Origin of the sequence: Rhizobium sp. IBUN (genome assembly GCF_000510625.1) — a bacterium.
GTDB lineage: Bacteria > Pseudomonadota > Alphaproteobacteria > Rhizobiales > Rhizobiaceae > Rhizobium > Rhizobium altiplani.
On the sequence record NZ_AZNV01000028.1, the window covers coordinates 1 to 19589 of the forward strand.

A 19589-nucleotide genomic window follows, 5' to 3' on the forward strand; every position below is an offset into this window, starting at 1 on the left:
TCTGCTCGCTGTTCTGCAGCGGCTCTATCTGGTCGCGATCCTGGCGTTTGTTGTTGCGGTGGTCTTCTTCTATGTCCAGCACGGCGGTCCCGTGCTTGCCGTGCTTGGCCTTNCTGCGGCGCTGTTCCTGATCTTCGGCGCGATNGCCGATCTGTGGTATCGCGCCGGCGTCGGCAAGGTGGCTGCCTCCGTCGCCTGGAGACGCCTTGCCGGCCTGCCGCGCTCGGCCTTCGGCACGGCGCTCGCGCATGCCGGGCTTGGCGTTGCCGTCCTTGGCATCGTCGCGGTGACCACCTTCGAAACCGAGCATGTCATCGAGATGAAGCCCGGCCAGACGGTCGAAGCCGGCGGCTACNCCGTGCGGTTCGACGGCATGAAGCCGGCGACCGGACCGAACTACAGCGAAGAGCGCGGTCATTTCACCATCGGCCGCGGCGGCGTCGAGGTTGCCGATGTCTGGTCGTCCAAGCGGATCTACACGGCGCGGCAGATGCCGACGACGGAAGCCGGCATCGTGACNTTCGGGCTGAGCCAGCTCTATGTGTCGCTCGGCGATCCGACGAACGACGGNGGCATGGTCGTGCGCATCTGGTGGAAGCCCTTCATTCTCTGCATCTGGGGTGGCGCGGTGATCATGGCGATCGGCGGCTTCGTGTCGCTGAGCGACCGGCGCCTGCGTGTCGGGGCGCCGAACCGCAGGGCAAAGCCGCTGCGTCCTGCCATGGAGCCNGCCGAATGATGAGNCGTCTGCTCCTGGTGATAGCGATAGTTCTGTCGGCNGCGCCGGCCTTTGCCGTCAATCCGGACGAGGTTCTTGCCGATCCGGCGCTCGAGGCGCGCGCCCGGGCGATCTCCGCCGAACTGCGCTGCATGGTCTGCCAGAACCAGTCGATCGACGATTCCAATGCCGAGCTTGCGAAGGACCTGCGCCTGCTGGTGCGCGAGCGGCTCACCGATGGCGATACGAACGAACAGGTGATGAACTACATCGTCTCGCGCTACGGCGAGTTCGTGCTGTTGAAGCCGCGCTTCGAAACGAAGACGATCCTTCTGTGGGGCGCGCCGCTTCTGCTCGCCGTCGCAGGCGGCCTCTCGCTGAGCGTCTTCGCACGGCGTCGCGCGGAGGTACCGACCGGCAGTCGCCTCAGCGAGGAGGAAGAGAAAAAACTCGACCGACTTATGCATGGCGATGGTCTTTGACTGAGATCAATGTTGAACTGCTTTGCTCATTCTACCGTCGTGCCAGCAGCATTCCGGAAGAGCGAGGCATGAGATGCAGGCCAAGGACATAATGACCACCAACGTGGTTTCAATCAGCCCTGCGGCTAGTGTGCGGCATGCAGTCGCCGTCATGCTTCAAAACAACATCAGCGGCCTTCCGGTCGTCAGCGACGAGGGACGCGTTTGTGGTATGCTGACGGAAGGCGATCTTCTCCTCCGGCGGGAAATCCGGGTTTCGCTGCGGTCATCTCGCGTGTCCGAAGTCACCTCGGAACTTGACCTTGAGCGCTACATTCGCACTCATGGCTGGTCCGTGGCAGATGTCATGTCTCCCGACGTCATTGTCGCATTGCCGGACAGCGAGGTGTCAGACATCGCCGACAGCCTGCAGGCCCACCGAATCAAGCGGTTACCCATCGTCGAGAACGGGCGACTTGTCGGGATCGTGAGCCGGCGCGACATTCTGGCAATCATTCTCGACGCGCCGCCGGCCACGCTTCCTCGCGAGGATGAGAGTATTCGTCTGGCGGTACGTACGCGTCTGAGGTCCGACCTCGGTTTGACGCCGCAAAGGGTGCAAGTCTCTGTCAAGAACGGCGAAGTGACCCTGGACGGCCACCTGGAATCGGATCTGAAGCGAAAAGCAGTGCGCACGCTTGTCGAAAGCTTGGGAATCGGCGGCTATCGCGACCGACTGCATGTCATCACGCCCCAAAGTGCAGACTGCTCCGACATTGCCTCGGGCTAGCATCGATCTTCAGTAGCAACCAGTCGGTTTGTTTCGCAAACTTGGTCTTGAGAAGCCGTGGCGAATGGCACCTCTACTGGAGCAGTTGGACGAGGAGGCTTGTTCGCTTCGCGCCCCGAAATCGAACAAGCCTCTGTCAAGTTCCCAGCATTGACACGGGCATCGCCCGACCCGCGACAGCAATATAGGAAAGCACCGGAACGAAATCTTTGACCGATGTCAAAGATGGCAAGTTCCGATTGGCGCTCGGGTGGCGGCCATAGATCGGACATCGGCCAGGCGAGCCGCAAGTCAAGATGAACTTCACTCGCCCGCGAGGGCCTGGTCCAAAAACGGGCGAATATCTTTGGTAAGCGCAGCTGCGTCGAGTGGACCAACGTGCTTGGCCACGATGCGTCCATCCCGGTTGATGACGAATGTCTCCGGAACACCATAAACGCCCCAGTCGATCGAAGCCCTGCCTCTTGCATCGATCCCGATTGCGGCGAAAGGATTCCCGTTCTTACGTAGAAACGGCAGCGCCTTTTCGGGAGCGTCCTTGTAGTTGATCGCAACGACGGTGATGCGCGTGTCTTTGGCGAGTTCCATCAGGACCGGGTGCTCCTGACGGCATGGAATGCACCATGAGGCGAAGATGTTGACGACGGTCACCCGCCCCCGGATGCCGGCGTCCGCCAGTCCTGGCGTTGCTGAACCGGCGAGCGGCGGAAGATCCACATGTGGGTGTGGTTGGCCGATAAGGGAGGAGGGGAGTGTAGAAGGAGTGTATCCGTCGGCCGATTCCCGATACAGCACGTTGCCCACAGCACTTGCTATTCCGAGGAATGCGACGAGCGGTATTGCCGCTACGAGGTAACTCCGCATCCTAGCGTTCTTCGCGATTTGGCCGGCGACGCACGACCGCGAGCGCCTCGACCTGTCGGCGGTAGCTTCGGCTGGTAATCCAAACCTTCGCCGCCATCGCAAACATCACCGAGAAGGCCAGCGCGTAAGCGGCGAAAACATACTCCTGATGCGTCATCTCAACTATCCCTTTGTGACGCGGCCCTTGCTGCGAGCCTGTAATGGGAGACCAGCTTTCTTCGCCAGATCTCGTTTCGTATCGATGCGACGTAAAGCGTTGCAAAGAGCGTGGTGAAAGCGAGGCCCATGATCAGCAGCGGTCGCAGAAATTCGATGTCGAGAGCGGGTCCGTCAAATCTCAGGACACTTGCGGGCTGGTGGAGTGTATTCCACCACTCGACAGAGAATTTGATGATCGGAATGTTCACGAACCCGACAATGATGAGAACCGCGGAGACTCGGGCAGCCCGCGTCGGCTCGTCAACGGCGCGATTGATCGCCAGTATGCCAAGGTACATGATGAACAGCACGAACATGGACGTCAGCCGAGCGTCCCAGACCCACCAGGTCCCCCACATCGGCTTTCCCCAGATCGCGCCAGTGACAAGGGACACGAAAGTGAACGCGGCGCCGAGAGGCGCTGCCACGCGGGCTGAAACGTCTGCCAAAGGGTGTCGCCAGACGAGCGATCCAACGGCGTTCAGCGTCATGACCGTGTAGCACAGCATCGCCATCCACGCCGAAGGAACGTGAACGTACATTATTCTGACAGTCCCGCCTTGCTGGTAGTCCACATCGGAACTGAAGGCGAGGTAAAGGCCAATTAGAAAGAACAGCATCGTCAGCGCCGATAGAACGGGGATTGCCCGATCTGACATTTCGACGAACCGGGTGGGCTGCGCGAGGCCTTTGACGTATTTTGTGACGTTTGAATATGAACTCATGCCAGGAGCCATAGCGCCTGATTGCGCCTCGATAATTGATCCTGGTCAAACATTTCGAAGTGACCCGCAGTGATCGAAATATTGGAAGACTTCTTCAGCGCCCCGATTGCATGAAGCCTGGCCGGCAGCACAAAAGGCGCGACAGCATGGCGCGTTCCAAATGTGCCGTGCTTCCTCACGGAGCCTGCGAGATGTTCAGCAAGTTGACGGAGATCAAATACGGGGCTCGGGAGCCGGTGTATCGCTGCTTGCAGAATCAAGGAGCATGACATGGATTTCGAGGCGTTTTTCAAAAGCGAGCTGGACGGTCTTCACAGCGAAGGTCGCTATCGCGTTTTTGCCGATCTTGAGCGTCACCGCGGCAGCTTTCCGCGCGCCACGCGGCACACGGCGGACGGTCCGAAGGACGTGACGGTCTGGTGCTCCAATGACTATCTCGGCATGGGCCAGCACCCGAAGGTGATCGAGGCGATGAAGGATGCCATCGATCACTGTGGCGCGGGTGCGGGAGGCACCCGGAATATCTCTGGCACCACCCACTATCACGTTCTGCTCGAGCGCGAGCTGGCCGACCTGCACGGCAAGGAAGTGGCGCTGATCTTCACCTCGGGCTATGTTTCCAACTGGGCGGCCCTCGGCACGCTCGGCGCCAAGATTCCCGGCCTGATCATCTTCTCCGACGCCTTGAACCATGCCTCGATGATCGAAGGCATCCGCTATGCCAAGTGCGACAAGGTGATATGGAAGCACAACGACATCCATGATCTCGAAGCCAAGCTGGCGGCCGCCGATCCGAAGGCGCCGAAGCTGATCGCCTTCGAATCGGTCTATTCGATGGATGGCGATATTGCCCCGATCAAGGAAATCTGCGACCTCGCCGACAAATACGGCGCGATGACCTATCTCGATGAAGTCCATGCCGTCGGCATGTACGGGCCGCGCGGTGGCGGCATTGCCGAACGCGAAGGCCTGATGGACCGCCTGACGGTCATCGAAGGCACGCTCGGCAAGGCGTTCGGCGTCATGGGCGGCTACATCGCCGCCTCGACGGCGCTGTGCGACTTCATCCGCTCGTTTGCCTCTGGTTTCATCTTCACGACGGCGCTGCCGCCGGCTCTTGCTGCCGGTGCGGTTGCTTCGATCCAGCATCTGAAGGTCAGCCCGTTCGAGCGGGCACGCCACCAGCATCGTGTCCGCAAGCTGAGGGCGCTGCTCGATCAGCGCGGCATCCCGCACATGCCGAACCCGAGCCACATCGTGCCTGTGATGGTCGGCGATGCCGCCAAGTGCAAGTGGATCTCCGACCTGCTGCTCGACAATTGCGGTGTCTACGTGCAGCCGATCAACTACCCGACGGTGCCGAAGAAGACCGAGCGCCTGCGCATCACTCCGACACCGCTGCACAGCGACGCCGACATCGAGCATCTCGTCGAGGCGCTGCATTCGCTCTGGTCGCGCTGCGCGTTAGCGCGGCACGTGGCCTAGCCAGCGCTATTCGGACTGGCAATTGCGAGCGACGTCGTTGCCCGTGGACGGTCAAGGATTTCGCTCATTCAAAATGAGCCATACGCCACGGATACCAGAACGCAACCCGCGACGAACAAGGCTCTGCCAGGGCGACGATGCTTGGAGAAGGTGTTGGCGATTGTTCCCGGCCGTGCCGACTGCCTCCTGCCAACCTGAAGAAGGTGTCAGTCGCCGGCGGGCGAGGAAACCACAGCCGCTCGGTAGCCCCGGCATGGCCAGAAGGCTCGCCAATAATTGATCGCGATCAAAGACGCGTTGGTCCTTCCGGTGGACAAGACCTTATCGAATTCCTCAGGAGAAGACGGCCTTGATGATAGCCCAACACGACCGGCAAGCTGCCATCGCGCAGAATGATCAAGCAGATGGAAAGGAAGGTCCGGCGCCGTCGAGGCGGCAGGCCGTGGCGCACCTGCGGCGGCTTGTTCCTCTTCTTGGAAGCCACCGACGATTGACAATCGGCGCGATGCTTGCCCTGACCGCCGCAGCCTTGATTTCACTTGCGCTACCGATGGCCGTTCGGCGCATGATTGACAACGGCTTCGGGCAGGGCGATGGCGAATTCATAAACCGCTACTTCCTGATGGCCATGGCTCTGGCAGTGGCGTTGGCAATTGCCAGCGCTCTTCGATACTATTTCGTGACGGCACTGGGAGAACGCCTGGTAGCCGATCTCCGGAAGAAGGTCTTTGGCCACGTCCTGTCACTTCCCGCCCAATTTTTCGATTCGAACCACTCCGGCGAAATTGCCTCGCGTCTCACCGGTGACACTGCCCAGATCAAGACGGCGGTCAGTCTGACAGCTTCGGTGGCGTTGAGAAACTCAATCCTGTGCGCGGGCGCCCTCGGCATGATGTTCGTGACAAGCCCTGGCCTGTCATCGATCGCCCTCGCGGTGATCCCCTTGATCCTCTTACCGCTGATTGTCTTCGGCCGCTCAGTCAGGAAGAAGTCCCGAGCGGCCCAGGACTCGCTTGCGAGCGCCTCCGCCTATGCCAGCGAAATCATCGCGGCAAACCGGACGGTGCAGTCTTTCAACGCCGAAGATGCTGCCCGTCAACGGTATGTCTGCGACGTCGAAATGTCCTACGGCAAATCCATTGCGGCGGCACGCTCGCGCGCTTGCCTGACAGGCTTTGCCATCGCACTCATATTCGGCAGTGTGGTCGGCGTCCTCTGGCTTGGAGCGCACAGGGTCCTCGCCGGCACGCTCTCGCCAGGAAGTCTCAGTCAGTTTCTGATCTACTCGGTGATTGCAGCCGGCTCCCTGGGCTCTCTATCGGAAGTCTGGGGTGAGCTGGCGCAGGCGGCAGGAGCCGCCGGTCGGCTTTTCGAGCTTTTGAATGAACAAACCTATGATCGCGAGCCTGAGGCAAGCATGCCGCTTCGCGGCCCCGTCCGCGGTGGCATCGAGGTATCAGAGCTGCATTTCTCCTATCCCAACACCCCCCAGAAAGAAATCCTCGCCGGACTTTCCATGACGGTCTCTCCGGGAGAGACGGTCGCTCTTGTCGGGCCATCGGGTGCCGGAAAGAGCACGGTCTTTTCGCTTCTGCTCGGATTCTATGACGGCAGCGCCGGACGCCTTTCCATCGATGGTCGAGACGTGCGCTCCATCGCCCCGCGAGACCTCCGCAAGGAGATTTCGATCGTGCCACAAGAGGTGACGATTTTCGCGACCACCATCTTCGAAAACATCGCGTTCGGAAGACCCGATGCAACGCGGGACGAGGTCGTCGCAGCGGCGATCAAGGCCCAGGCGCATGGTTTCATCACTGGCCTTGAGAATGGATACGACACTGTCGTTGGCGAAAGGGGTCTGACACTTTCTGGAGGACAGCGCCAGCGGTTGGCGATTGCCCGCGCTATACTGAAGGACGCCCCTGTCCTCCTGCTCGATGAGGCAACCGCGTCGCTTGACGCCGAGAACGAGCAGCTCGTACAGGAGGGCTTGGAACAGCTCATGGACAATCGATCGACCATCGTGATCGCTCACAGACTTGCGACCGTTCTCAAGGCCGACAGGATCCTTGTGGTCGACGCGGGCCGGATCGTCGAGCAAGGAACGCACGCCTCTCTAATGCGCAACGGCGGCCTCTACAAACGGCTGGCCGAACTCCAGTTCAAGGGGCCCGCCACCGACACCGAGCTGGACGCAGCGTGAGGCGCCATCCAAACCGCACACCGGTCGATGCAGCTATGCGAGCAGTTCGTCTGCGGGCGAGGGTGGGATGGCGAACCAAACCTTGTGACCGGGCGCAGGGAAGTGGTGCGCTGAGGTCGTGGTGACGCGCAGGACGTGGGATAAAGGCGTTTCTGTGTAGGCAAAGTCTTCAGTCCCTGTTTGGGGATTGGCTCGCCAATCTAGGGTCGGTTTGTTAAGCTGCAGCTAAGCCAAGCGAGGCTCGGACATGCCAAACGATCCACCGCGATCTCATCTGGCGGCAATGAAAGGAGACGGCTTCTACAACCGTCATTCCGCAATGCAGGCCACTGGCATTTCAGCACTCCTTTCATTGTGGGAAACGGCGTGCCGGACAATCGCCGCGGGCGAAGGTCCCTTCACCATCGTCGATTATGGTTCCTCACAAGGCCGCAATTCGATGACCCCCATGCGCGTGGCGATTAAGGCGTTGAGGCTCCGGTCGGGCCCATCCGTGCCAATCGAAGTCGTCCACACTGACCTTCCTACGAATGATTTTTCGGCTCTGTTTGAAGCGCTTTCTTCAAGCCCTGACAGCTACATGAATGAAGCTTCTGATGTTTTTCCCTCTGCGATCGGAAGGTCGTATTTCGAGCCATTGTTCCCACGTCAACGCGTGGATCTTGGATGGTCGACGTGGTCATTGCAGTGGATGAGTACCGGAATGATCGAAGCGCCTGATCACATTCTCGCTGGAATGAGTGCCACGCCTGCAGTGGTTTCTGCGGTAAGGCGACAACAGGCGAAAGATTGGGAGCGCTTCCTGGTCCTGCGGTCATGGGAAATGCGCCCTGGCGGGAAACTCGTGACGGGCTTTACGGCCCGCGCAGCCGACATCACGGGTTGGGAATGGCTCCTTGGCGAGCTCTGGTCGGCATTGTGTGACATGAGGACGGATGGCTGGCTTTCGGAACGAGAGCAGACCCGCATCACAATACCGATCGGCATACGGACCTTGGATGAGATCAGGAAACCGTTCTTGAAAATTGAAAATTTCGCCGATCTGGAACTCGAGCATCTCGATCTCGTCAGGCTTGCTGATCCTTGTTGGGAGCAATTCGAGAGGAACGGCGATGTGTTGGCGTTCGCCAAGCGTCACACGGCAATGATGCAAGCCTGGTGCGAGCCGACAATCGCGAGCCTGATCGAGCCATCTCGCAATCCGGCCGCAATTGTCGCTGAACTGTTCAGCCGGTTTGAGCGTAGACTGGTTCAAGGTCCCCGGCCTCACGAACCCTACATGGCCGCCGTGGTGTTATCCAAACGAGCCTAGCCAGAGAATTGGCGCGCGGCGGAATTTCTCGATGCTCCTGATGCCGACAAATCTCTTTCTGCCAATACGGGTGTGGTCCATCCGGGCAGCCCTGTTGCGAGAGGCTCTGGAGGTCTTTTCCGTCCCGTCTTCCAGAAAGCCGGCCCGGTGACCGGTGGGCGCATATGAGCTTGCTGCGTCTTCAACATTGCAGCGAGCCGGCTCTCACTTCATGATAAGCGCATCGGATATCGAAAGCGGCGGCCAATGCATATCTACCTGGTTCGACACGGCGAATCGCTAGGCAATATCAATGAACAAGCCTACCGGCAGTTCGGCGACCATAATGTTCCGTTAACGCAGTGGGGGTATCGGCAAGCACTGGCGGCCGGGCGAGCGATCGCAGCCTATCTTGCCGAATTGCCGCGCGGACAGATACGACAACTTGACCTCTGGTATTCTCCCTATATGCGGACGCGGCAAAGCAAGGACGCCTTGCTGGAGGCGCTGCCTCCCGGATTGGTCAGGAGCGTTCGTGAGGACTACCTGTTGCGCGAGCAGGATTTCGGTCTCTTCACCGAAATCTATGACCACGCGGAGCGAAGACAGAAATTTCCTGATGAGTTCGAGAAATGGGCGAGATTGCGGAGCAACAGCGGGAAGTTCTACGCAAGGCCACCGGATGGCGAGAGCCGGGCGGATGTGGCCCAGCGGCTTCGTCTATTCCTTCAAACCGTGACGAATGACCTGCGCGATGGCAACAACGACCTGATCGTCGTCGGCCATGGTGTCACCAACCGGGCGTTCGAAATGAACCTTCTCCACCACGCCGTCGATTGGTTCGAGCGCTCCGACAATCCGGGCAATTCCGACGTGACTTTAATCTGCGGGACACACGCGCGCGGCTTCAGATCAACCCTGTTGCACAAGGCCGAAGACCGCCGAAGCGGAGATGAAGAGTTGCGCGATGCCTATGGATCCGAACTGACGATCACGCCGAAACCCACGTCATAGCTCAGCGCTGCAAACCCGCGGCTATCGCATGAGCCAGAAAAGTGCCACTGCTTCGAGCCAGGGCGTGAAGGGCCTCCATGGAGGGAGGGTTCGAAGCACCGGTTGCCACGATGCCTCGAAGCCTCCCTCGTCCTTCCAGGAGATGAAGGACAAGAAGGACATAGGTCGCAAATCGGAGCGGGGAAGGGGACCAAAGCCTGAGACAAGTGAATATGGTCCATTTGCAAGGCGGATAGTAGGCTAGCAAAATCAAGCACCTGGCAAATGAACTCTTGCGGGACCATCAAAAAGTCAGAACGCGTTGTCGATTTTTGCCGTCCCCAAACGTTCCTTGTTGGACGGCGGTTTCGAAATCCGCCCAGTCGTCCTTTCAATGTCAGGAGGAGTTGATGTGATGGATGCGAACAATCTTGTTTCCGCGCGGGAGCTGGCCAGAAGAAACGGCCTCAGTTTTCCGAACGAAAGCCCCGAGTATCGGCGGGCCCGCGATGAATTGCTCGCCGAGGAAATCGAGTTGCGCCGACATATCGAACGCGTTGCCGAGCAGCGCCGCGCGCTGCCTCCAGGCGGTCAGGTCCGGAAGGACTACCGCTTCCAGGGCCCCGATGGCGAGGTTACCTTGAGAGACCTGTTCGGGGACAAATCCACATTGGTGATTTACAGCTACATGTATGGGCCGCAACGCGAACGACCATGCCCGATGTGCACGTCCATGCTGTCGGCGTTCGACGGAGAAATCCCCGATATTTGCCAGCAGGTCGCCTTTGCCGTCGTCGCACGCTCGCCGATTGAACGCTTATTGGCGTTCAAGAAGGAGCGCGGCTGGCATCACTTGCCTCTCTACTCCGACACGACAGACGAATTCAGTCGCGACTATCACGCCATTGGTCCTGATGGCGGCGATGACGCTGCCTATAACGTCTTCACGATCAAGGATGGCGTCATCCGTCACTTCTGGAACCCGGAAATGGGCCCCGCAACTGCCGATCCCGGCCAGGATCCGCGCGGCGCGCCAGATTTCATGCCGCTGTGGACCGTGCTCGACACAACGCCGGATGGGAGACCGCCGAGCTGGTATCCGAGCCTTACCTATAGCAGTGGGCCGTAGGGCAGGGCCGCTTATAAGGCGGGCGTCAGCCTTGCCTGCCGACGCTCGCATACATGCCCGTTGTACGAAACTCGGTCGGGTTCGTGCCATAGATGCGCCGAAAGACCTTGGAAAAATAGTTCGCGTCCTCGAAGCCTGAGCGGATTGCGACCTCCTTGACGGGCATGTTCGCGGTCTTGGTCAACAGTTTGACGGCCCGCTTCAGTCGTTTCTGCAGGACGAACTCGGCCGGCGGCAGGCCCTCGTTGGCTGCGAACATTCGCGAGAAATGTGCCCGGCTGAGGCCTGCGACCCGCGCAAGATCCTCGACCGGCAGAGGACGTTCCAAATTCGCCATGATGTAGTCGATGACATGCTGCATCGTCCGGTATTCTTCACTGAAAACAGGATGCGAACCGAAGACATCGTCGTACAGCGCCATGGCCGCCTCATAGGCGATTGCCGAAGCCAGGCCCGGCGTCTCCGCGCCATTGATCAGCCGGAGACTGCAATCTGCCAGATGCTCGATCGTTTGCGGTTGCAGTTTCAGGATCGGTCCGGTCACCGCGAGGATCGAGCGGTGGATGCGCAGCGCCTCCTCTCCGTTCATCGAAATCCAGAAAAATTCCCAGCGGTCCCCATCTTCAAGCCAATAGCGGTGATTGTGCGGGACGAGCACGAGCAGTGTCTCGCCTTCTTTCACCCGAAGCTGGCGATTCTCGTAACGCAGGTTGCCCGCGCCTTTGATCGTATGCTGCAGGACGGTGAACGGTGTTTGGCCGCGCTTTCTGCCGTCCCAGTCGTAGGTCGCATTCTCGCGGATCTCGTAGCCTGTGCTGGTCGGCATGGTGTGCAGGCTCTGGCGGCCACGCGGCAGCGAGACCGTCCTCATGACCGGCCCATTGTCAATCAATTTTTGCAGCACAAAATTACCCATGAAAGCATAATCCTTCTCTGGCGGCCCCGCCGAATATGCGCATAATCCGCCCCCAAGAGAGAGAACACCGCCTGTACCGAGGAGCGGCAGGGAGGAGAATAAGCCGGATTTCTGGCCTTTTTTGGTGTCGGGCGCAAGTCCGGGTCCATTTCTTCTTCTCATCGTTCAGCGCCGGCAAATTTGATCGCATTGAGGCAAGGATCATGAGTTTCAAAATCGCTATCATCGGCGCAGGCAGCGTCGGCTTCACAAAAAAACTGTTCACCGACATCCTCTGTGTGCCGGAATTCCAGGACGTTGAGTTCGCGCTTGCCGACATGAGCGAACATAATCTGCAGATGATCAAGCAGATCCTCGACACGATCGTTTCCTCCAACAAGCTGCCAACCAGGGTTACGGCGACGACGAACCGCCGCGAGGCACTGACGGGTGCGCGCTATATCATCAGCTGCGTGCGCGTCGGCGGCCTGGAAGCCTACGCCGATGACATCCGCATTCCGCTGAAGTACGGCATCGACCAGTGCGTCGGCGATACGATCTGCGCCGGCGGCATTCTCTACGGCCAGCGCAATATTCCTGTCATTCTGGATTTCTGCAAAGACATCCGTGAAGTCGCAGAGCCGGGTGCGAAGTTCCTGAACTACGCAAATCCGATGGCAATGAATACCTGGGCCGCCATTGAATACGGCAAGGTCGATACGGTCGGTCTCTGCCATGGGGTCCAGCATGGCGCCGAACAGATCGCTGAGGTGCTCGGCGCGAAATCGCCTTCCGAACTCGACTACATCTGCTCTGGCATCAACCACCAGACCTGGTTTGTCGATCTCAAACTCAACGGTCGCAAGATCGGCAAGGACGAGCTGGTTGCCGCCTTCGAAGCCCATCCCGTCTTCTCGCAGCAGGAAAAGCTGCGCATCGACGTGCTGAAGCGGTTCGGAGTCTACTCCACGGAAAGCAACGGCCATCTGTCCGAGTATCTTCCCTGGTACCGCAAGCGCCCCGACGAGATCACCAAGTGGATCGACATGTCCGACTGGATCCATGGCGAAACCGGCGGTTATCTTCGTCACTCCACCGAGACCCGCAACTGGTTCGAAACCGAATTCCCGCAATTCCTGGAGTCGGCATCAAAACCGATCGATCGGGCCAAGCGTTCGAACGAGCATGCGAGCCATATTCTTGAAGCCCTCGAAACCGGACGTGTCTACCGCGGCCACTTCAACCTCAAGAACAATGGGATCATCACCAACCTGCCAGCCGATGCGATTATCGAGTCCCCCGGCTTCGTCGACCGCTTCGGCATCAACATGGTTTCCGGTATCACGATCCCCGAAGCATGTGCGGCCACCTGCATGGCGTCGATCAACGTTCAACGCATGTCGGTTCATGCGGCCGTCAGCGGCGATATCGACCTTTTGAAGCTCGCCGTTCTGCACGATCCGCTGGTCGGTGCCGTCGCGACGCCGGAGGAGGTCTGGCAGATGGTCGACGAGATGGTCGTCGCCCAGGCGCGCTGGTTGCCGCAATATGCGGATGCAATCCCGGCTGCCAAGGAACGTCTGGCGAAATCGACTGTCAAGACCCGCGACTGGGCAGGTGCCGCCCGCCGCAACGTCCGTTCCATCGACGAGCTGCGTGCCGAAAAGGCTGCACTCAAGCAGGCAGTCTAAAGCTTTCGGACACGGGTGGCGATGGGGCTCCGGGAGGGAACTCATCGCCGAAGGCCCGTCGCCGGATCGTTTGAGGAGAAGCGGGGCTGCCAAAAGCACCCCGAAAAACAAAGGGAGAGACGATGAGTAATATCCGCAACCTTGGCATTCTTGCCGGACTGGCGCTGAGCGTCTCGGTCTCGGCATTGAATGCCTATGCTTCCGAGCCGACGACACCGCCCGTTCCGCCGCAGTTTCCGGCGGAAGGCAAGATCAAATACGTATCGAGAGACTCCATCGAGGAATTCAAGGCGCTTCCGGCGTATCACGAGCCGGACTGGGTCACGAAGAACTTCGTCGACAGCGGCAAGCTGCCGCCCGTCAAGGATCGACTGCCCAAGGAACCTCTCGTCTTCAAGACCGACAACATGGTCGACGGCATCGGCGTTTATGGCGACACGATGCGCCATGTCATCGGCGGCCGGCCGGAAGGCTGGAACTATGGTGCCGGCCAGACACAGGGTTGGGGCGGCATCGATATCGGCCTGTCGGAGTGCCTGACGCGCACCGCGCCGCTCTTCCAGGTCGAAGCAAAGGATACCGAGCCGCTTCCCAACCTCGCCAAGAGTTGGGACTGGTCGCCGGATGGCCACAAGCTGACCATGCATCTGGTTGAAGGTGCCAAGTGGTCGGATGGCGCGCCGTTCAACGCCGACGACATCATGTTCTACTGGGACGACGAAGTCATCGATCCGAACGTCTCGCCGCTTGGAGGGGGCGCATCGCCTGAGGCCTTCGGCGAGGGAACGACGCTCAAGAAGATCGACGATTACACCGTCGAATGGACCTTCAAGGATGCTTTCCCGAAGCAGTATCTCTACACCATGGCCTATCCGAGCTTCTGCCCGGGCCCGTCGCATATCCTGAAGCCGCAGCATCCGAAGTATTCGAAGAACACTTACGACCAGTTCAAGAATGCCTTCCCGCCGGAATTCATGAACATGCCGGTCATGGGTGCCTGGGTGCCGGTCGAATACCGTCCCGACGACATTATCGTCATGCGCCGCAACCCCTACTACTGGAAGGTCGACGAAAAGGGCAACCAGCTGCCCTATCTCAACGAGTTGCACTACAAGCTGTCCACCTGGGCTGATCGCGACGTGCAGGCCGTTGCCGGTTCCGGCGACTTCTCCAATCTTGAGCAGCCCGAAAATTTCGTGGCTTCGCTGAAGCGTGCAGCCGAAAAGACGGCACCTGCACGTTTGGCCTTCGGCCCCCGACTGATCGGCTACAACATGCGCATGAACCTCTCCGCAAACGGATGGGGCGACCCTGATGCCCGTGGCCAGGCAATCCGTGAACTGAACCGGAACGAAGACTTCCGCAAGGCAGTCACCATGGGTCTCGACCGCAAGGCAATCGGCGACTCGCTGGTCAAGGGTCCATTCACGGCGATCTATCCCGGCGGCCTCTCATCGGGCACGAGCTTCTATGATCGCAAATCCGTGGTCTATTATCCGTTCGACCTCAAGGGTGCGAAGGAACTGCTCGCCAAGGTCGGCCTGAAAGACACCGATGGCGATGGCTTCCTGAACTTCCCGGCGGGAACGGAAGGCGGCAAGAACATCGAAATCGTGCTTCTGGTCAACAATGGCTACGCCACGGACAAGAGCCTTGCCGAGGGTGTCATCGGCCAGATGGAAAAGATCGGCCTGAAGGTCATTCTCAATGCGTTGGATGGCCCGAAGCGTGACGACGCCCACTACGCCGGCCGTTTCGACTGGTTGATCCAGCGCAGCTCGCCCGAGCTAGCCTCGGTCGTCCAGAACACCGAGCAGCTGGCGCCTGTTGGTCCGCGGACGAGCTGGCAGCATCGTGCCGGCAAGGACGGCAAGGTTGACCTGATGCCTTACGAACAGAAGATGGTCGATATCATCACGAAGTTCCAGAGCAGTCAGGACAACAACGAGAAGGTCGAGCTGATGAAGCAGTACCAGAAGGTTGCGACCGAGAATGTCGATACGGTTGGCCTCACGGAATATCCCGGTGCCCTGATCGTCAACAAGCGCTTCTCGAACGTGCCTGCGGGTACTCCGATCTTCATGTTCAACTGGGCCGAGGATTCCGTCATCCGCGAGCGTCTGTGGGTGGCCGCCGACAAGCAGGGTAAATACGAGCTGTTCCCCGAACAGCTGCCTGGCAAGCCTGGCGACAAAGGTCCGAACAACTAAGAACTCCCCTCCCAACGAGGACTCCGGTCGCGCGTGAAGCGCGGCCGGGCAATATCAACAAGCCAGCCGCACCGACAGGCGCGACCGGCGGCAAGGAGAAGCGAACCGTCCGATGTTACGATTCCTGCTCGTGCGCATAGCCTCTGCGATTCCCGTCCTCATCATTTTGAGCATCGTGACATTCGCGATCATCCAGGCTCCGCCCGGTGACTATGCCGACTACATCCGTTCGCAGCTGATCAATCAGAGTGGTGCCTCATTCGCGCAGGCGGATGAACAGGCCCAGGCATACCGGATCGCCCACGGCCTCGACCAACCGATGGTCATCCAGTACGTCAACTGGATCAAGGGCATCATTACCCGCGGCGATTTCGGCTACAGCATGTTCTACAACAAGCCTGTTGCCGATGTCGTGGCCGAACGCCTGCCGCGCACGCTGGCGCTGGCACTGGTCTGCCATATCTTCGCATCCGTGCTCGGCATTGGCTTCGGCATCTGGGCCGCAACCCGTCAGTATAGCTGGATCGACAGCCTTCTTTCCGGCATCTCCTTCCTTGGCATGACGGTGCCGCGCTTCCTGATGGCGCTGATCATCGTCTACCTCCTGGTCTTCCAGTTCAACGTCTCGGAAATCGGCAGCTTCTTCTCGCCGCAATTCGGCGGGGCTCCATGGTCCTGGGCAAAGTTCGTCGATCTCGTCAGCCATGTCTGGCCGGTCGTCGCCATCGCCACCTTCGGCGGGCTCGCCTACAACATGCGTGTCATGCGCGGCAATCTGCTCGATACGCTGAACGCGCAATATGTTGAAACGGCTCGCGCCAAGGGCCTCTCCGGCAGTGCTGTTGTCATGCGCCACGCAGTTCCGAACGCGCTGCATCCGCTCGTTATGTATCAGGGCGTCGTGCTTCCATACATGCTGACCGGCGAGATCGAGACCGCGATCATCTTCTCGCTGCCAACCGTCGGACCGGCGATCGTCGGCTCCATGGCAATCGGCGACGTCTACGTCACGGCCACCTTCATGATGGTGCTTTCCGCCACGCTGATCGTCGGCAACATCATTGCGGACATGCTGCTTGCCATGCTGGACCCGCGCGTCCGCCAGTACGGAGGAGCCTGACATGCTCGCCTTCGATTCAGCGCCTCCGCCACCGCACGAGGAAATCACCAAGCACCCGCATAACGGCAATGAAAGCTATCTTTCGCTCGTCTGGCGCCGGCTGCGGCGTTCCTGGACAGGCATGATGGGCCTGATCCTCGTCGGCCTGCTGCTCTTCATGGCAATCTTTGCGGATTTCTTCGCGCCGATGGATCCAAAGGCGACCGATGTTGGCTTCGCCCCGCCTCAGCTTGTCAGCCTGCGCGACAAAGACGGCAACTTCGCCTTCCCGCCTCGCGTCTATGCGCTCGGCGAATCCGAGGAACTCGATCCGGTCACGTTCCAGCCAATCGTCGGGCCGGACTACAACAACCCGCGCTATCTCGGCTTCTTCGTGAGAGGCGCTGAATACAGGCTCCTTGGCCTCATTCCTGCCGACCGGCACTTCTTCGGATCGGTCGATGGCCAACCGGTCCATTTCCTCGGAACCGACAAGTTTGGTCGTGACATCCTCTCGCGTGCCACCATCGGCTCACGCATCTCGCTGATGATCGCGCTGACCGTGGTCTTCATCGTCACCATTGTCGGAACAACCGTTGGCATGGTCTCGGGCTATTTCGGCGGAACCTTCGATGCATGGGTGCAGCGCTTCGTGGAAATCGTCCTGGCCTTCCCGCAGTTGCCGCTTTATCTGGCCCTGACGTCGCTGATCCCGGTCACCGCTCCAACCAATGTGTTCCTGGCATTTGTCATTGTCGTCATGTCGGCACTCGGTTGGGCGCAGATGTCGCGCGAAGTTCGCGGGAAGACGCTGGCGCTGGCCCGTATAGACTATGTGCGCGCTGCCATGGCGGTTGGCGCCACTGACCGGCGCATCATCTTCCAGCACATTTTCCCGAACGTGATGAGCCACGTGATCGTTGCGGTCACCCTGCATATCCCGAGCGTCGTGCTGCTGGAATCGTTCCTCGGCTTCCTCGGCTTCGCCGTAAAGCCACCGCTGATTTCCTGGGGCCTGATGCTGCAGGATACCGCAAATTACTCCGTCATCGGGACCTACCCCTGGATCCTGGCGCCTGTCGGCTTCGTGCTGGTCACCGTCTTCGCCTTCAATGCACTGGGCGACGGTCTGCGCGACGCGGTCGATCCTTATTGAGGTGATGAAGATGGCTCTCTCACTCGTCAATTCCTTCGCTCCGCCGGTGCGCCACGACCACGAGGCGCATCAGGAAAAACCCGTCATCGACGCCCGCAATATCGGCGTCAAGTTCAAGGTCGAGCACGGCATCGTCGACGCGGTGAAGGATATATCCTTTCAGCTCTACCGCGGCGAAACGATCGCCATTGTCGGCGAATCGGGTTCCGGCAAGTCCGTGACTGCCCGCACGGTCATGGGCCTTTTGTCCAAGCGTGCAACCGTCTCGGACAAGTCGAGCGTCCACTATGACGGCAACAACATCCTGACATTTTCGGAGCGTCAGCGTCGCAAACTGCGGGGCGACCGGATCTCGATGATCTTCCAGGAGCCGATGAGTTCACTGAACCCGATCTATACGATTGGCAGCCAGATCATCGAAGCGATCCGTGTCCACCGCAAGATCAGCCGCAAACAAGCCGAGGCACGGGCCCTGGAGCTGCTGAACCATGTGCAGATTCCTGATCCGGAAGCGCGGCTGAAGCAGTATCCGCACCAGCTGTCGGGCGGGCAGCGCCAGCGCGTGATGATCGCCATGGCTCTTGCCAACGATCCTGATGTGCTGATTGCAGACGAACCGACGACGGCGCTTGACGTCACCGTGCAGGCCCAGATCCTCAATCTCATTCGCAGCCTCCAGACCGAACTGCGAATGGCGGTGATCCTCATCACTCACGACCTCACGGTGGTGCAGAAGTTCTCCGACTATGTCTACGTCATGCAGCATGGTGAAATGCGCGAACACAACACGACGGAGCGCCTCTTTGCCAATCCGCAGCACGCCTATACCAGGCATCTTCTTGGCTCCGAGCCGCGTGGGCAAGCCAATCCGTTGCCCGAAGGATCCGACATTATCCTCGAGGCGCGCGACGTGAGGGTCTCCTTCATGATGCGCCACGGCAGTTTCTTCAAACCGCAATTGAAGGAACTGGTCGCCGTCGACAGCCTGAACCTGACGCTACGACGTCACGAAACGCTGGGTCTTGTCGGTGAATCTGGCTCCGGCAAGACGACCTTCGGACAAGCGCTGCTTCGACTGAACGACCCTGATGGCGGCGAGATCTTCTTCGACAAGCTGCCGATCCATGGCAAATCCCGCGCCGAGATGCGGCCGCTTCGCTCACGCATGCAGGTCGTCTTTCAGGATCCGTTCTCCTCGCTCAACCCGCGCATGACGATCGGCCAGATCATCGAGGAAGGGTTGGTCGTCAACCAATTGGGCGCGACCAGGGCAGAGCGGCTCGATCGTGTTCGCGAGGCGCTGATTGCGGCAGGCATGCCGGGCAATATCCTGTCGCGTTTCCCGCATGAATTTTCCGGCGGTCAACGCCAGCGCATCGCGATCGCTCGCGCCATCGCGCTCGAGCCGGAGTTCATCCTGCTCGATGAACCGACCTCGGCGCTCGACCTTTCCGTCCAGGCCCAGATCATCGAACTGCTTCGCAAGCTGCAGGACGAGCGCGGCCTCAGCTACCTCTTCATCTCGCACGATCTCAAGGTCGTGCGCGCCCTCTGCCACCGTGTGATCGTCATGCAGCATGGCAAGATCATGGAGGAGGGACCCGTCAACGAAGTTCTCACCAATCCCAAGACCGCCTACACGGAACGGCTCGTCAAAGCCGCTTTCGAGGTCGCCTGATTG

At 59.7% G+C, this 19589-nt stretch carries 17 protein-coding genes; 13 read left to right on the top strand and 4 right to left on the bottom strand.

The features are described 5' to 3' along the window. From RHIBUN_RS0122525 to RHIBUN_RS0122535, 3 genes are all read left to right on the top strand, one after another. Nucleotides 1-739 (top strand): cytochrome c-type biogenesis CcmF C-terminal domain-containing protein (locus RHIBUN_RS0122525; protein ID WP_025661248.1); only part of this gene is annotated, 739 nt, incomplete at its 5' end. Further along, nucleotides 736-1200 (top strand): cytochrome c-type biogenesis protein, encoded by a 465-nt coding sequence (locus RHIBUN_RS0122530; RefSeq protein ID WP_025661249.1) that lies wholly within the window; start codon nt 736-738, stop codon nt 1198-1200. The genes RHIBUN_RS0122525 and RHIBUN_RS0122530, both read left to right, overlap by 4 nt. A 73-nt stretch (nt 1201-1273) precedes the next feature. Beyond that, nucleotides 1274-1969 (top strand): CBS domain-containing protein, encoded by a 696-nt coding sequence (locus RHIBUN_RS0122535; RefSeq protein WP_025661250.1) that lies wholly within the window; start codon nt 1274-1276, stop codon nt 1967-1969. 303 nt (nt 1970-2272) lie between these two features. On the opposite strand, the gene RHIBUN_RS0122540 is transcribed toward RHIBUN_RS0122535, so the two are convergent. Genes RHIBUN_RS0122540 through RHIBUN_RS0122550 form a run of 3 tightly spaced genes read right to left on the bottom strand, consistent with a single transcriptional unit; the run spans nt 2273 to nt 3756 of the window. Next, entirely contained in the window at nt 2273-2833 is a 561-nt protein-coding gene (locus tag RHIBUN_RS0122540; RefSeq protein WP_025661251.1) for a DsbE family thiol:disulfide interchange protein, read from the bottom strand. A 1-nt stretch (nt 2834) separates the two neighbouring features. After that, the gene (locus tag RHIBUN_RS35600) at nt 2835-2990 is read right to left on the bottom strand and encodes a hypothetical protein (protein WP_018857488.1); all 156 of its coding nucleotides are present in this window, start codon (nt 2988-2990) and stop codon (nt 2835-2837) included. A 1-nt stretch (nt 2991) separates the two neighbouring features. Beyond that, entirely contained in the window at nt 2992-3756 is a 765-nt protein-coding gene (locus RHIBUN_RS0122550) for a heme ABC transporter permease (RefSeq protein WP_025661252.1), read from the bottom strand. Nucleotides 3757-4026: 270 nt separating this feature from the next. On the opposite strand from RHIBUN_RS0122550, the gene hemA reads away from it, so the two are divergent. The 5 genes from hemA (at nt 4027) to RHIBUN_RS0122580 (ending at nt 10857) form a co-directional block, all read left to right on the top strand. Further along, complete coding sequence (gene hemA, locus RHIBUN_RS0122560) at nt 4027-5241, top strand: 5-aminolevulinate synthase (RefSeq protein WP_025661254.1); 1215 nt, start codon at nt 4027-4029, stop codon at nt 5239-5241. Nucleotides 5242-5593: 352 nt separating this feature from the next. Continuing rightward, nucleotides 5594-7444, top strand: coding sequence for an ABC transporter transmembrane domain-containing protein (locus RHIBUN_RS0122565; protein ID WP_025661255.1), 1851 nt, complete (start codon nt 5594-5596; stop codon nt 7442-7444). Nucleotides 7445-7727: 283 nt separating this feature from the next. Next, nucleotides 7728-8756 (top strand): SAM-dependent methyltransferase, encoded by a 1029-nt coding sequence (locus RHIBUN_RS0122570; protein ID WP_037217375.1) that lies wholly within the window; start codon nt 7728-7730, stop codon nt 8754-8756. 246 nt (nt 8757-9002) lie between these two features. Continuing rightward, nucleotides 9003-9749: a phosphoglycerate mutase family protein gene (locus tag RHIBUN_RS0122575; RefSeq protein ID WP_025661257.1), complete on the top strand. Its 747-nt coding sequence runs from the start codon at nt 9003-9005 to the stop codon at nt 9747-9749. A gap of 394 nt (nt 9750-10143) precedes the next feature. Continuing rightward, complete coding sequence (locus RHIBUN_RS0122580) at nt 10144-10857, top strand: DUF899 family protein (RefSeq protein WP_025661258.1); 714 nt, start codon at nt 10144-10146, stop codon at nt 10855-10857. Nucleotides 10858-10882: 25 nt separating this feature from the next. Here the strand turns inward: RHIBUN_RS0122580 and RHIBUN_RS0122585 are convergent, their stop codons facing one another. Then, nucleotides 10883-11773, bottom strand: a complete 891-nt coding sequence (locus RHIBUN_RS0122585; protein ID WP_025661259.1) for an AraC family transcriptional regulator — start codon at nt 11771-11773, stop codon at nt 10883-10885. A gap of 203 nt (nt 11774-11976) precedes the next feature. On the opposite strand from RHIBUN_RS0122585, the gene RHIBUN_RS0122590 reads away from it, so the two are divergent. From RHIBUN_RS0122590 to RHIBUN_RS0122610, 5 genes are all read left to right on the top strand, one after another. Next, nucleotides 11977-13443, top strand: coding sequence for an alpha-glucosidase/alpha-galactosidase (locus tag RHIBUN_RS0122590; RefSeq protein WP_025661260.1), 1467 nt, complete (start codon nt 11977-11979; stop codon nt 13441-13443). 122 nt (nt 13444-13565) lie between these two features. Beyond that, the gene (locus tag RHIBUN_RS0122595; protein ID WP_025661261.1) at nt 13566-15653 is read left to right on the top strand and encodes an ABC transporter substrate-binding protein; all 2088 of its coding nucleotides are present in this window, start codon (nt 13566-13568) and stop codon (nt 15651-15653) included. Between the two features lie 112 nt (nt 15654-15765). After that, nucleotides 15766-16773 carry an ABC transporter permease gene (locus RHIBUN_RS0122600; protein WP_018858448.1) on the top strand — a complete coding sequence of 336 codons (1008 nt, stop codon included), beginning with the start codon at nt 15766-15768 and terminating at the stop codon, nt 16771-16773. Between the two features lies 1 nt (nt 16774). After that, the gene (locus tag RHIBUN_RS0122605; protein WP_025661262.1) at nt 16775-17908 is read left to right on the top strand and encodes an ABC transporter permease; all 1134 of its coding nucleotides are present in this window, start codon (nt 16775-16777) and stop codon (nt 17906-17908) included. Between the two features lie 10 nt (nt 17909-17918). Further along, complete coding sequence (locus RHIBUN_RS0122610) at nt 17919-19586, top strand: ABC transporter ATP-binding protein (protein WP_025661263.1); 1668 nt, start codon at nt 17919-17921, stop codon at nt 19584-19586. Nucleotides 19587-19589: the final 3 nt, after the last annotated feature.

Coding starts and splice junctions, on each gene's coding strand:
- RHIBUN_RS0122535 (WP_025661250.1), top strand. CDS start 1,274: ATGCAGGCCAAGGACATAATGACCACCAACGTGGTTTCAATCAGCCCT.
- RHIBUN_RS0122540 (WP_025661251.1), bottom strand. CDS start 2,833: ATGCGGAGTTACCTCGTAGCGGCAATACCGCTCGTCGCATTCCTCGGA.
- RHIBUN_RS35600 (WP_018857488.1), bottom strand. CDS start 2,990: ATGACGCATCAGGAGTATGTTTTCGCCGCTTACGCGCTGGCCTTCTCG.
- RHIBUN_RS0122550 (WP_025661252.1), bottom strand. CDS start 3,756: ATGAGTTCATATTCAAACGTCACAAAATACGTCAAAGGCCTCGCGCAG.
- hemA (WP_025661254.1), top strand. CDS start 4,027: ATGGATTTCGAGGCGTTTTTCAAAAGCGAGCTGGACGGTCTTCACAGC.
- RHIBUN_RS0122565 (WP_025661255.1), top strand. CDS start 5,594: ATGATAGCCCAACACGACCGGCAAGCTGCCATCGCGCAGAATGATCAA.
- RHIBUN_RS0122570 (WP_037217375.1), top strand. CDS start 7,728: ATGAAAGGAGACGGCTTCTACAACCGTCATTCCGCAATGCAGGCCACT.
- RHIBUN_RS0122575 (WP_025661257.1), top strand. CDS start 9,003: ATGCATATCTACCTGGTTCGACACGGCGAATCGCTAGGCAATATCAAT.
- RHIBUN_RS0122580 (WP_025661258.1), top strand. CDS start 10,144: ATGGATGCGAACAATCTTGTTTCCGCGCGGGAGCTGGCCAGAAGAAAC.
- RHIBUN_RS0122585 (WP_025661259.1), bottom strand. CDS start 11,773: ATGGGTAATTTTGTGCTGCAAAAATTGATTGACAATGGGCCGGTCATG.
- RHIBUN_RS0122590 (WP_025661260.1), top strand. CDS start 11,977: ATGAGTTTCAAAATCGCTATCATCGGCGCAGGCAGCGTCGGCTTCACA.
- RHIBUN_RS0122595 (WP_025661261.1), top strand. CDS start 13,566: ATGAGTAATATCCGCAACCTTGGCATTCTTGCCGGACTGGCGCTGAGC.
- RHIBUN_RS0122600 (WP_018858448.1), top strand. CDS start 15,766: ATGTTACGATTCCTGCTCGTGCGCATAGCCTCTGCGATTCCCGTCCTC.
- RHIBUN_RS0122605 (WP_025661262.1), top strand. CDS start 16,775: ATGCTCGCCTTCGATTCAGCGCCTCCGCCACCGCACGAGGAAATCACC.
- RHIBUN_RS0122610 (WP_025661263.1), top strand. CDS start 17,919: ATGGCTCTCTCACTCGTCAATTCCTTCGCTCCGCCGGTGCGCCACGAC.